The following is a 12,669-nucleotide window of genomic DNA, read 5'->3' as shown; positions in this document are numbered from 1 at the left end:
CTGACGCGACATTTCGTCAACAGCCTGTTAAGCGCCCAAGCCCAGCATCTCCGGGATAGTCACCACGTCTATTCCGCGCTCGACGAACTTTGCGCGAACGGCCTTCATCACCGGCACGGCGGTCGGTTCGTCTCCATGAATGCAGAAGGTGTGAACCTCGGCAGGGATGCGCTTGCCATTGACCGAGAAAAGGGCGCCTTCCTCGATGATGCGGGTCACTTGCTGGCTGGCCTCCTCCGGTGAGCGGATAACGGAATTGTCGAGCTCGCGGGAAAGCATCTTGCCATTGTCGTCATAGCGGCGGTCCACATAGGATTCGTTCGCCACGCGCAGTCCGAGGCTCTCGCCGGCACGCGTCATCTGCGAGCCCACATTGGCCACGAATATGAGATCGGAATCCGCAGCTTTGATGCCGCGACCGATCGCAAGCGCGATATCCGGGTCGTCATGGGCCATGTTGTTGAGCGCGCCATGCGGCTTCACATGTGTCACCCGGGCGCCGCGCGAGGCGGCAAGTGCCTGCAGGGCGCCGATCTGATACGTCACGGAGTATTCGAGATCGCGGGGATCCATGCGAATCTGGCGACGCCCGAAACCCCAGATGTCGTTGAAGCCCGGATGAGCGCCGATAGAGACGTTTTCGCGTTTCGCGAATTCGACCGTCCGCACCATGATCGTGGGGTCTCCGGCATGCATGCCGCAAGCAATGTTTGCGGAGCCGATGAGGCGCATCAGCTCCTCGTCATTGCCCATCCTGAACTTTCCAAACCCTTCGCCAATATCGGCGTTGATATTGATTTTCATATTGAATCTCCGACCCGACACCGCTTGGCGATTACCTGTAATGAGCTTTCAGCGGCAATCTGTCAGCGATTGATTGCTGTGTCCAATGCATTTAAGATCGGCATTCATATGCTCTGGATGCATCAATAAAGAGGTCATGGAACGCTCATCATGCTCGAACTCAAGGAGTTGCAGAATTTCGTCGCCGTGGCCGAACGATTGAGTGTTTCGGGAGCCGCAAAAGTTGTTCATCTGAGCCAGCCCGCCCTCTCCCGCCAGATACAGGCGCTCGAACGCAAGCTGGGTGTGAAGTTGTTCGAGCGCATTGGAAAAAGGCTCGTGCTAACCGCCGAGGGCGACGACCTCCTCATGCATTCGGCTCAGCTTCTCGACCAGGCGCAGGCGCTTATCAACCGCGCCTATGGGCTGGAGCACGGCCATGTAGGCCTGCTGCGCATCGGCGCTTCCCCGCAGACGATCTCCGGTCTCATATCACCGGTGATGACGGAATTCGCCCGTCTCTATCCAAACGTGAACCTGGTCATCAGCGAGGCGCACAACGATGCCCTTGTCGAGCTTGTCGAGAATGGCGGCGTGCACATGGCTGTGGCAAGCCGCACCAACACCTGCAATCTCGTCGGCCGCGAACTTTTCAAGGCCGAGCTGTTCGCCGTCCTGCCCGAGAGCCATCCCGCCAAGGGCACACCCATGATCGATCTGCGGGAGCTGGCAGAAGACCGCTTTCTCGTCCTCAGGCGCGGCTTTCTCACCCGCCAGCTGTTTGATCACGCCTGCGCCCGGGCCGGCATCCGCCCCCGCATCATGCTGGAAAGCGACAGCACGCACACACTGATTTCACTGGCCCGCGACGGGCACGGAATCGCCGTGGTGTCCTCCTCTGCCCGCGAGGTTCACCACCTCGACAATTCGGCAGCGCTCGTCTCCGACGGCCGCACGATCAGCGACATGGTCCTCGCCCTTTGGCACCCGAACCGCTATCGTCCGGCAAGCCTGCCCGCCTTCGTCGATCTTCTGGAAATCCATTCCGATTTTCGTGGCAAGGGGCTGAATCCGATCCCTTGAAAGAGAACGGTCGCCAGTTTCCGTTGCCTCGCCACATGTTGCTCAGCCACCGGCCCGCTGCGCCTGCGCGAGCTTGCCTGCGGGCTTCACGAAGAAGATCACGGCAACCACCGCCATCACCAGGAAAGCGATGGCTATGGGATGCTGCAGCACCGCTTCCGGCTGATGATTGGTGACGATGATTGATTGCCTGAGCGACAATTCGAACAGCGGCCCGATCACGAAGCCGATCAGGAACGTTACGACCGAATAGCCGTAGCGCTGCATGAAGTAGCCGACCACGCCCAGCACCATCATCGCATAGACCGAGAACATCGCGTGATGCTCGAGGAAGGAACCGAGAGTGCAGAAGACAATTACCACCGGGATAATGATGACTGCAGGCACGCTGCCGATACGGGCGAAGAAGGTAAGTCCCACCCGCCCGACAATCAGCATACAAAGGCTTGCCACCAGCATGGACACATAGATGCCGTACATGAGACGGGGATGCTGTTCGAAGATCAGCGGTCCAGGCACCACGCCATGCATCATGAATGCGGCGACCAGGATCGCTGCCGAAACGCTGCCCGGCAATCCGATGGCAAAGAGTGGGATGAAGCTGGCCGGCAGGACAGCGTTGTCTGCCGCTTCCGTCGCCGCCACACCCTTGATGTCGCCTTCGCCGAACCGGTCGCCGGGCTTGGCGAATTTCTTGGCCACCACGTAGGAAAGGAAGGCGCCGATGGTGGGGCCAAGCCCTGGAATAATGCCGGCGGCAATGCCTACCAGCGTAGAACGCACGGCCGTCGGCGCCACCTCGCGGACCTCTTTCAGCGAAACACCATTGTCGTCCGGCAAAAGCTCCATCCTCTGGATCTCCTCGCCGCTTTTGCGCGCCCTGATATAGGCTTCCGCCTGCACCAGCATTTCTGTGAAGGCCAGCATGCCTACAGTCGCGGAGACGAGCGGGATTCCGTCGAAGAGCTCGATCATGCCGAAAGTAAGCCGCGGCGTGGCGCTTTCGGGATCGAGCCCGACTGTTGCCAGAAGAATGCCGAAGATTCCCGAGACCAGTCCCTTGGAAAGCGAGGTACCGGATAGCGCTGCGATGAAGGTCAGCGCGAAAATCATCACCGCCGTCATTTCCACGGGTCCCATCTTCAAAGCGAAGGACGCAAGTGGCATGGCGAGCGCGATCAGCACCAAGGTCGAGACCGTATCGCCGAAGACCGAGGAATAAAGCGCAATCTTGAGCGCTTTCGCCGCTTTTCCGGCCCGCGCCAACGGATAGCCATCATAGCAGGTTGCCGCCGAACTCGGCTCGCCCGGCGTATTGAGCATGATGGCACCGGTCGCACCACCTGCCGCACTCGCTTTGGTCACGCCGACCAGAAAGGCAATGGCCGCGATGGGTGTCATATAATAGGTCAGCGGAACCGCGACCGCGAGTGCCGCCGGACGGCTCAACCCTGGCACCACACCAACGATGTAACCGAGCAGGATGCCACCGAATACGGCAGTGACCGCCGCCAGGGAGAAGGCATCGCTCGCACCAAGAAGAATGTTTTCCAACCTAGATCCCCGTTTTCTGGATCAGGAACAAAAGCACCGCGACCAGAACAGGCATCGCGGCCAGCATCAGCGGCCTGCGCTCGCCGAGCACAAGGAGCACGAGAAGCGAGAGGATGGCTCCGCCGATGGGCCAGCCCCAGAAGGCGATGCCGGCAATGCCGGCGGCGGTCGCAACGATGATGCTGAAAGCATAGTGGAGCGGTGCGACGTCGCCTGGTTCGGGCGCCGGTGTCGAAACCAAAGCCGCGATGAAACGGAAAAGGGTCAAAAGACCGATTGCCGCCGAACAGACCGTCGGAACCAGTTGCGGCGAAAGACCGAGTTCGCCACCGGAACTCGTCTGCGCCGGAATGATCCAGAAGATCATGGCCAGGCTCGCGCCGCCGACGACGATCAGTTCGCCGAGGGCCCTCCGGAACTGGGGCAGGCGCGAGACGCGCCTGCCCTGAGTATCACCGTTCATGTCACTTGCTTGCTTCGACAGCAGCTTTGAACTGGGCGCTCTGCTTGTGGACGAGGGCGGAAATCTCCTCCCCCACCGGCACGAACGATCCCATGTTCCTCTGTTTCAGTGTCTCCAGCAATTGCTCGTCCTTGGCAGCCTCGGCAAAGGCTTCAGTCAGCTTGGTCTTGACCTCTTCAGGCGCGCCCTTGGGGATCAGGAAGAGCACCATGTTCATGCTGGCGATGTCGTAGCCCAGTTCCTGCAGCGTCGGCGTTTCGGGAAATCCGTCGATACGCTCGTCACCGAACACGGCAAGAACGTTCAGATTGCCGGCTTCGGCCTGCGCATAATAGGTGCCGGAGCTGTAGGCGAAGTCGACATGGCCACCGAGCGTCTGGGCCACGGCTTCGGCACCGCCCTTGGTCGGCGTCGGGTTCAGTGTGACGCCCTCCTGTTTGGCGATCATGCCAACCACCACGCGGTCCACCGATGTGGTGGAGGCATAGCTCATCGGCGCGCCGTTGGACTTGGCTTCCGCCACCGTGTCGGCGAAGGTCTTCCAGCCACGGCTTGGCAACGAGATCAGCGCCTCAGGAAACACGCCGAAGGCCGCGATATAATCGAAATCATCGACGTTGAAGGCGAGATCCTGCGTGTGCGGATCGAAGGTCAGTGTCGTTGAAGTCGTGGCTACGATGTTGTAGCCGTCAGCTGGCATCGCCTTGAGAGTGGTCGCAGCGAGCCCTCCACCGGCGCCCGGCTGGTTTTTGATGGTGATGGGTTGGCCGAGCTTTTCGCTGAGCGCATTTGCCGCCGCCCGGCTGACCGTATCGACACCGCCTCCGGCGCCGAAACCGACGATGATCGTCACCGGCTTTTCCGGATACTCGGCCATGGCAGGCGCCGAACCTGCGGCGGCAATGGTCAGCGCGCCCAGCCCCAACAGCATTCTGGGAAGTAAATTCATGATTTGTCTCCGAATTCTTATGCATGAATGATCGAATACGAAGAACTGGTCGTCGGGCTTTCAGTCGGCCCTGTCGCTTGGTGTATGCACGAGACGTCCGCACCCCACCCGAGGGCTGCAAATGCACCGTTTCTCCTGTAGATGCACTGGTCGAGTTTGTTGTTGTTCCCACCAAGGTTTCGCGTTTTCGATTGTCAGCAAACGCACCACCAGCTCCATGAAAGAGGATGGCTTTTCGCCATTCCGCTATGGGCCAAAGCCCTGGAACGCAAGGACTAATGCCTTGCATCTCCATTGTTGAACCATCCGCCAGCTCAACTGTCCAATGCATTTATTCCAGCCTCCCTCATGCGCGCAACGCATAAGATGCCGTGGAACGAAGAAATTACACGACCTTCCGGAAGTCGCACCGGAAATCAGTCGATATGCTTCGGCTCCAGCACAACACCCGCAATGCTGGGCCAAATATCCTGAACGAATGTGGCGGCAACCCACGGTGAGGCATGATGGTGAGGCATGATGGCTTTCCGGTTTTGGAGGAGCTTTCCAGTGTTTTCAGGCCGGCATTTCGATCGATCGGTGGTTCCGCTGCGCGTAGGCTGGCGCCTCACCCACGATCCCGGCCAGCGGGATACAGAAATGATGATGGCCGAACGCGACATTCGCATTGACCATTCTATGATCCATCGCAGGTTACCAGGTTCTCGCCGCTCCTGCTCAACGGTTCAGTCAGCGAACAGGCCCTTCAACTCGTTCCGGTCCACCGAGGCCCCGTAAGCGCCCTCATCCGGCTCGCGTGCGCCTCCGCGTTCGCCTCTGAGCGCCACGTAGATCGCCGGGATGACCAGCACGGTGAGCGCGGTCGACGAGGCGAGGCCGAAGAGCAGCGCGATCGCCAGGCCCTGGAAGATCGGGTCGGCGAGGATCACCGCCGCGCCGATCATGGCCGCGATCGCCGTGAGCAGGATCGGCTTGAAGCGGATGGCACCGGCTTCCAGAAGCACATCGATCAGCGGCCGCTCGGGCGTGCGCGCATGACGGATGAAGTCGACGAGCAGGATCGAATTGCGCACGATGATGCCGGCAAGTGCGATGAAGCCGATCATCGAGGTGGCCGAGAAAGGCGCGCCGAACAGCCAATGCCCGAGCATGATGCCGATGAAGGTGAGCGGGATCGGCGTCAGGATGACCAAGGGCAATTTGAAGGAGCCGAACTGGGCGACGACGAGGATGTAGATGCCCAGAATGGCGACCATGAAGGCCGCGCCCATATCGCGGAAGGTGACCCAGGTCACCTCCCACTCCCCGTCCCACAGCAGCGTCGGAACCGACTCGTCGTCGGGCTGGCCGTTGAACGCAATCACCGGCTTCGGCACAGCGCCCCAATCGGCTTCCTCGATGGCATCGGCCACCGCCATCATCCCGTAGACCGGCGCCTCGAACTGCCCGGCAAGCTCCGCCGTCACCATCTCGGCCGCACGGCCGTTGCGGCGGAAGATGGGATAAGAGGCAGGCTCCCGCGTCACCGTGACGACATCGCCGAGCTCGACAATGCCGCGGCCGCCCGGCAGCGCATTGGCCGGCACCGGCGTGGCAAGAGCCCGCTCGCCCACCACCTTGGCGCTTTTGGGCAGGGCAATGCGGATCGGGATCGGCTGCCGCCCGCCGCCGCGATGCGAATAGCCGACCGTGGAGCCTGAGTAGAGCGCTCGGATCGCATCATAGACGTCGGCCTGCTCGACCTGGTGGTATTCGAGATTGTCCTGATCGATGCCGAGCCGCACCCGCTCGTGCCGGACGCCATAAGAATCGTCCACATCGACGATGAAGGGAATGCCCTCGAACGTCTCGCGCACCTTCGTTGCGACGGCACGCCTGGTCTCCGGGTCAGGCCCGTAGATCTCGGCGAGCAGCGTGCCCATCACCGGCGGCCCCGGCGGTGGCTCGACGACCTTGATCGCGGTCCCCTCCGGCAAGCCAAGCCCCGCCAGGCGCTCTCGCAGATCAAGGGCGATGTCGTGGCTGGCGCGCTCGCGCTCGCCTTTCGGCAGAAGATTGACCTGCACGTCTCCCAGCTCCGGTGACGAGCGCAGATAGTAGTGGCGCACCAGCCCATTGAAATTGAACGGGGCAGACGTGCCGGCATAGCTCTGGAAGGAAACCACCTCCGGAACCGAGGCCAGGCGATTGACGATCTGCTGCAGAGCCCGATCGGTATCCTCCACCGACGCGCCTTCGGGCAGGTCGACCACCACCTGCAGTTCCGTCTTGTTGTCGAAGGGAAGCAGCTTGACGGTCACGTCCCTGGTGTAGATGAGCGCCAGCGAGGCAAGCGTGGCAACGCCGACCAAGAGCAGGAAGATCCAGGCGCGCAGACGCGACTTCAGGATGGGCCGGGCTATCGCCACATAGGCCTTCCCGAGCCGCCCGCCATGGTTGTCGCCATGCCCATGGGAAGCGCCCTCCCCTTCCTTTCCGGCGAACTTCAGCATCAGCCAGGGCGTCAGCATGACCGCGACGAAGAAGGAGAACAGCATCGCGGCGGAGGCGTTCGCCGGGATCGGGCTCATATACGGCCCCATCATACCCGACACGAACAGCATGGGCAGAAGGGCCGCGACCACCGTCAGCGTCGCAACGATGGTCGGATTGCCGACCTCGGCGACGGCCTCGATCGCCGCTCGGGCGCGCGGGCGGTCGTCCTTCATGGCCCAGTGGCGGGCGATGTTCTCGATCACCACGATGGCGTCGTCGACGAGGATGCCGATCGAGAAGATGAGCGCGAACAGGCTCACCCGGTTGAGCGTATAGCCCATGACGCGCGACGCGAAGAGCGTGAGCAGGATCGTCGTGGGGATCACCACCGCCACGACGAGCGCCTCCCGCCAGCCGATCGCGAAGGCGACGAGGAGCACGATGGAGACGGTGGCCAGGCCGAGATGGAAGAGCAGCTCGTTCGCCTTTTCGTTGGCCGTCTCGCCGTAGTCGCGCGTGATCGTCATCTCGACATCTTCTGGGAAGATCTGCCCGCGCACCTGCTCAAGCCGGTGGATGATGGTCTCGGCGATGACGACGGCGTTGGTGCCGGGCCGCTTGGCGATCGCCAGCGAGACGGCAGGCAGGCGCTGGAGGCCCTCCCCGGTCTTGCGCACCTCGGTGACACGGCTCTCGTTGGGCTCGGTCGCGAGCACCACCTGGGCCACATCGCGCACATAGACGGGCCGGCCGTCGCGGGCGGTGACAAGAAGATTGCCGATCTCGCTTTGCGTCTGCAGCGTCTGGCCGGCAAGCAGCGTGCGCTGCCCACCCCCTTCGCGCACGGTCGCCGCCTGGAACGAGCGGTTGGCGCCCTCCACCTTGGCGGAAAGCTGCTGCAGCGTGATGCCGTAGAGCGACAGCTTTTCGGGATCGGGCTCGATGCGGATTTCTTCCGGCTGCTCGCCGACGATATAGGTGAGGCCGATATCGGGCAGCTTCGCCACCTCGACCTGCAATTCGCGCGCAAGGCGCGTCAGCCCGTTGGCCGTCCAGCGCTCCGCCGCCTCCGGGGCCGGCGTGAGCGTGACGACGACGATGGCCACATCGTCGATGCCGCGGCCGACGATCAGCGGTTCGGGGATGCCGACCGGAATGCGGTCCATGTTGGCGCGCACCTTGTCGTGCACGCGCAGGATGGCGGCATCCGCGCTCGTGCCGACCAGGAATCGCGCCGTGACCAGCGCACCGTCGTCCCGGGTCTGGGAATAGACGTGCTCGACGCCGTCAATGCTCTTGACGATCGCTTCCAGCGGCTCCGTCACAAGCTTGACCGCATCCTCCGCCTTCAGGCCATTGGCCGCAACGTGGATGTCGACCATCGGCACGGAGATCTGCGGCTCCTCCTCGCGCGGGAGGGTGATGAGGGCCACGAGGCCGAGCGCGAAGGCCGCAAGCAGAAAGAGCGGCGTGAGCGGCGATGCGATGAAGGCGCGGGTGAGCCCGCCGGCAATGCCGAGCTTCATGGGACGAGCACCGTGTCGCCCGCGCGCAGGCCGCTCAGGATTTCGATCCGCTCCCCGGCGGCATCGGCGATGCTCTCGCCCAGGATGACGGCAATATCCGTCGGCCCATCGGCTGTCGCCAGGCTGACATAGTCGATGCCGTGGCGCGTCGTCACCGCCTCGGGCGGCACGGCGACGACATCGCGGCTGCCGACGGGAATCCACACGAGCGTGCGCTCGTTGACGAAATAGTCGCCAAGGTCCGCGACCTCGACATCGGCGATCACGCGGCCTTCCGAAATCTCCGGATAAACCTTCGCGATGCGGCCTTCCAGCTCCGTCTCCGCCGCAGCACTGCCGCGGAGGCCGCGCTGGCCGAGAAGCACGGCGCTCCCTTCCGTGATCTCGGCGGCGTGCCGCTCCGGCAGGGAAAGGCGAAGATAATACTGGCCGGAGGCGATGCGCGCGATCTCTTCGCCCTGCAGAACCACGGAGCCGGGCGTCACCGGTACGGTCAGCACGCGGCCCGTGGCCGGCGCCAGCACCGCGCCTTCGCGCGCCTGTTGCTCGATGACAGACTTGTTGGCGCGGGCGGCCGCCAACTGGTTGGTAGCGACGTCGAACTGCGTCTTCGCCTGGTCCACGCGCCCCTGGGAGACGACGCCTCGGGCAAAGAGCTGTTCCGCGCGTTCGAGTTCCGTTCCGGCATTGGCCAGTTGCGAGTCAAGCTCCAGAATTCTTGCCTCGGCGGCGTCGAGCTCCAGCGCGATCTTCTCGTCCACGACCGTGGCGATGGCCTGCCCCACCTCCACCTCGCTTCCTTCGGTGACATTGACCGCGCGGATGGTGCCACCCGTTCGTGTCCGCGCCGGAACAACCGTCCGGCTCTGCACCTGGCCAAAGACCGCCTTCATCTCTGGCACGCGCATCGTGTTGACGGTGAATTCGCCTGCCGTGACCATCCCACCGCCGGCAAGCAGCGCGAGTATGGCGAGGGGAAAGGGACTAAAACGTGCCATGGCGAGCCTTCGCACAAACAAGGTTTTGGGACACCGTCGACCCACCGCAGGGTCTACCTGAACGCCGCGCCCGGCTTGCAGCCGAGCTTCCTGAAAGCCATGGCCGCCGGACAGAAGCCGGTGATCGAGGCTTGCATCAGGTTGAGCCCGACGAAAGCCGTCAGCAGATACCAGTAAGGCGAGACGTAGAAGCCCAAAGCCAGCGAGACGAGCACGAGGGCGCCGGCAAACATCATCACAGCACGATCGATTGTCATTGTTCTTCTCCAATATCGAAGCGGGCGTCATTCGCCCGGTTCGAGTTCGATTTCCTTCAGTTTCTCAATACCCGGCATGTGCAGGGCGGCGATGTTCTCCGCCGTGGCCGTGACCGTGGATGCCGTAAACCGCCGGTACGCCCCGAAAGCCGGGCAGCATCATGGAGAACGCGAAGGCAAGCCCATGCTTCGCCGCGGTCTCGCCAGCCACATTGACCATCTCCACATACATCCGGCCGGGCTCCACCTTCGCCACCTGTTTCCAAAGTTCTGAGTAGCCTCCGACGTCCCAGGACACATTGATCCGGCGCAAACCCGCTGGAAATGGCGCGAGGACAGATCGTTTCTGCTCGCCTATATTCCAGGCCGAGCGCGACCTTCCATCGCCGGGCGCCTTACGCTTGCATTTAACATTCAAGGATTATAAATTCAATAGTATGAATGTAGAGAAATTGATCCCCGCCTCTCAGGAGGCAGCCGACCTGATGCGGAGCCTGTCGCACCCCCAGCGTTTGCTGGCGCTCTGCGCACTTGGCAGTGAGGAAAAATCAGTTGGTCAGTTGCGTGGTGAACTCGGCATAGATCAGGTTCCGATGTCGCAGCAGTTGATGCGACTGAGATCGGACGGCTTGGTCGTCTCGCGGCGTGTGGGCACGACCGTCTACTACAGGATCGCCCGGCCCGAAGTGCTCACGGTCGTGGAAGCGCTCCACAAGGCGTTCTGCAGCCCGGAGTGACGTTGTCCCGCCATTGGCGCGCGATGCATTGTCACGGCAACTTCATTCGAGGAGGTGCTGATGCGGGGCGTCCGTTCGCCAGGGAGCCTGCACCCCTTCGTCCCGACCTTCTCAGCCTTCCGTTTCCAGGCTCAGATAACGTGACAGCGCCCTGTGCGATCTTCGCGTTCGAAGCGACCGTTTCGGATACCGGCGCCATATCGCCCGGTGATCGCGTCGAATGGCCGGGAGCCTGGCCACGGGATATTATTTCCGCCCAAGTTCCTGCGCCTTGCCGACGAAAGCCTTCGCCCGGCTTCTCAGTTCGTCGAGCTCGATGCCGGGACGATAGAGCGCCGAGCCGACGCCGAAGCCGCCGGCTCCAGCGCGATGCCAGGCTTCCAACCAACCTGGTGTGACGCCGCCGACTGGCAGAAGACGGACTTCCGGTGGCAAGACAGCGCGCCACGCCTTCAGACCGACCGGCCCGAGCGTCTCAGCCGGAAAGAGCTTCAGCGCGTCGGCACCCGCTTCGATCGCGGCGAAGGCCTCAGACACAGTACCGACGCCAGGCACCGTAAACAGATTCAACGCTTGTGCGGCTTGAACCGTGCGGGCGTCGAAATTCGGCGCGACCATCAGCCGTGCGCCAGTTGAGGCGAGCGCCACGCATTGGTCTGGGCGCAGCACCGTGCCTGCGCCGATCAGCGCGTCGTCGCCAAACGTCTCCGCAAGCAACCTGATGCTGTTGAAGGGTTCCGGCGAGTTCAGCGGAACCTCGATGATCCTGATCCCCTCTTCGACCAGAACGCGGCCGGTCGCGATCGCCTCAGACGGAGCAAGACCACGCAGGATTGCGATCAGCGGGCACGCATCCAGCATCTCACGCAGCATGGACCGACGCCCCTTGCACCGCATTGAGTATCGCCAGCGCACCCCGGATTGCAGCCTCTTCGCCGCCATCGATCACCCTGAGGCCGAACGCGTCGGCTGCACGCTTATAGCGTTCATTGAGACCGTCATTGCCGACGATGCCGATTGCCGTGCCCGGGTCGAACCAGCCTTGCTCCCGCGCCTGGCGAAACTCGCAACCGATCACGAGCCCCGACACGTAATCGGTGATTTCCGGCGGTGCGAGTTGCCCTGCCAGCATGCCGGTTCGCGCCGAGAAGATCATCGACAAGAATGCACCCGCATCCAGGCGTTCGTCTGCCGCAAAGGAGAGCCCACGTTCGAACGCGTCCCATACCGGGGCGGACGACGGCTGTCCGGCTGAGCGGGCGATGAAGGAATGCTGCGACAAAAGAGCGAAGATCTCGCCCGTCACGAATGTCTGAAAACCCGTGATCCGCCCGTCCTTGACCCGAGCCCATTTGCTATGGGTGCCGGGCAGCACGACGGTTGCATCGCGCTCAAGCCCGAAGCCCGCAATCTGGGTTTCCTCGCCACGCATGACATCCGGGTACGGCCACCTCGCTCGATCGGTCAGGCCGGTGAGGAAAACAAGCGGCGAGCCATTTGGAAGGCTGGTCTGATGCGCACCTTGCGCCAGGGCATCGAGATCAGCGGGGCACGGCACGTAGGGCAGCTCGATCCAGCCGCTTCGGCTGGTGATCATTCCGAGGCACACGACCGGAAGCGCTGACCATTTGCGAAGCCAGGCTTCGAGATTGCGCATCAGTAGCGGCTCGAAATCCTCCCGGCCGATCTTTCCGATCCCATCCGCCGTTTCGCCACTGTCGAGAATGGCACCGTCATCGTCGGTCAGGAACGCTCGGAAAGAAGTCGTCCCCCAGTCAACGACTATACAACGCGCCTCGCCATTTTGAGCGGTCATTCCAGAGGCTCCACTTCCCGTTGCGACA

The 12,669-nt window shown here is 62.5% G+C and carries 12 protein-coding genes; 2 read left to right on the top strand and 10 right to left on the bottom strand.

The window, feature by feature from the left end; genetic code table 11:
* Positions 1 to 27: 27 nt before the first annotated feature.
* On the bottom strand, positions 28 to 804 hold the full coding sequence (locus tag AB843_RS05870) for a LamB/YcsF family protein (RefSeq protein WP_048645887.1): 777 nt from the start codon (positions 802 to 804) through the stop codon (positions 28 to 30).
* A gap of 150 nt (positions 805 to 954) precedes the next feature.
* Between AB843_RS05870 and AB843_RS05865 the strand changes: the two genes are divergently transcribed.
* Complete coding sequence (locus AB843_RS05865; RefSeq protein WP_048645886.1) at positions 955 to 1,866, top strand: LysR family transcriptional regulator; 912 nt, start codon at positions 955 to 957, stop codon at positions 1,864 to 1,866.
* A gap of 42 nt (positions 1,867 to 1,908) precedes the next feature.
* On the opposite strand, the gene AB843_RS05860 is transcribed toward AB843_RS05865, so the two are convergent.
* The 7 genes from AB843_RS05860 to AB843_RS25485 all read right to left on the bottom strand — a co-directional run bounded on the left by AB843_RS05860 (position 1,909) and on the right by AB843_RS25485 (position 10,320).
* Positions 1,909 to 3,420, bottom strand: a complete 1,512-nt coding sequence (locus AB843_RS05860) for a tripartite tricarboxylate transporter permease (protein ID WP_048645885.1) — start codon at positions 3,418 to 3,420, stop codon at positions 1,909 to 1,911.
* A 1-nt stretch (position 3,421) separates the two neighbouring features.
* Positions 3,422 to 3,883: a hypothetical protein gene (locus AB843_RS05855; RefSeq protein WP_048645884.1), complete on the bottom strand. Its 462-nt coding sequence runs from the start codon at positions 3,881 to 3,883 to the stop codon at positions 3,422 to 3,424.
* Between the two features lies 1 nt (position 3,884).
* On the bottom strand, positions 3,885 to 4,832 hold the full coding sequence (locus AB843_RS05850; protein WP_082143675.1) for a tripartite tricarboxylate transporter substrate binding protein: 948 nt from the start codon (positions 4,830 to 4,832) through the stop codon (positions 3,885 to 3,887).
* A 725-nt stretch (positions 4,833 to 5,557) separates the two neighbouring features.
* Positions 5,558 to 8,833: an efflux RND transporter permease subunit gene (locus tag AB843_RS05845; RefSeq protein WP_048645882.1), complete on the bottom strand. Its 3,276-nt coding sequence runs from the start codon at positions 8,831 to 8,833 to the stop codon at positions 5,558 to 5,560.
* A complete protein-coding gene (locus AB843_RS05840; protein ID WP_053086102.1) occupies positions 8,830 to 9,831 on the bottom strand; it encodes an efflux RND transporter periplasmic adaptor subunit in 1,002 nt (333 codons plus the stop codon). Before AB843_RS05840 ends, AB843_RS05845 begins: the two co-directional genes overlap by 4 nt.
* A 53-nt stretch (positions 9,832 to 9,884) precedes the next feature.
* On the bottom strand, positions 9,885 to 10,088 hold the full coding sequence (locus tag AB843_RS05835; protein ID WP_048645880.1) for a YgaP family membrane protein: 204 nt from the start codon (positions 10,086 to 10,088) through the stop codon (positions 9,885 to 9,887).
* 64 nt (positions 10,089 to 10,152) lie between these two features.
* Positions 10,153 to 10,320 (bottom strand): hypothetical protein, encoded by a 168-nt coding sequence (locus AB843_RS25485; RefSeq protein ID WP_206412807.1) that lies wholly within the window; start codon positions 10,318 to 10,320, stop codon positions 10,153 to 10,155.
* 205 nt (positions 10,321 to 10,525) lie between these two features.
* Here AB843_RS25485 and AB843_RS05830 point away from each other — a divergent pair, with 205 nt between their 5' ends.
* On the top strand, positions 10,526 to 10,825 hold the full coding sequence (locus tag AB843_RS05830; protein WP_048645879.1) for an ArsR/SmtB family transcription factor: 300 nt from the start codon (positions 10,526 to 10,528) through the stop codon (positions 10,823 to 10,825).
* A 246-nt stretch (positions 10,826 to 11,071) separates the two neighbouring features.
* Here the strand turns inward: AB843_RS05830 and AB843_RS05825 are convergent, their stop codons facing one another.
* Both AB843_RS05825 and AB843_RS05820 read right to left on the bottom strand, forming a co-directional pair.
* Positions 11,072 to 11,698, bottom strand: coding sequence for a 2-dehydro-3-deoxy-6-phosphogalactonate aldolase (locus tag AB843_RS05825; RefSeq protein ID WP_087587044.1), 627 nt, complete (start codon positions 11,696 to 11,698; stop codon positions 11,072 to 11,074).
* A complete protein-coding gene (locus tag AB843_RS05820) occupies positions 11,688 to 12,641 on the bottom strand; it encodes a 2-dehydro-3-deoxygalactonokinase (RefSeq protein WP_048645878.1) in 954 nt (317 codons plus the stop codon). Before AB843_RS05820 ends, AB843_RS05825 begins: the two co-directional genes overlap by 11 nt.
* Between the last annotated feature and the right edge of the window lie 28 nt (positions 12,642 to 12,669).

Origin of the sequence: Nitratireductor soli (genome assembly GCF_001050155.1) — a bacterium.
GTDB classification, from domain to species: domain Bacteria; phylum Pseudomonadota; class Alphaproteobacteria; order Rhizobiales; family Rhizobiaceae; genus Nitratireductor; species Nitratireductor soli.
Note: the sequence above shows the minus strand (reverse complement) of the source record. Positions and strands in the feature narration are given on the sequence as shown.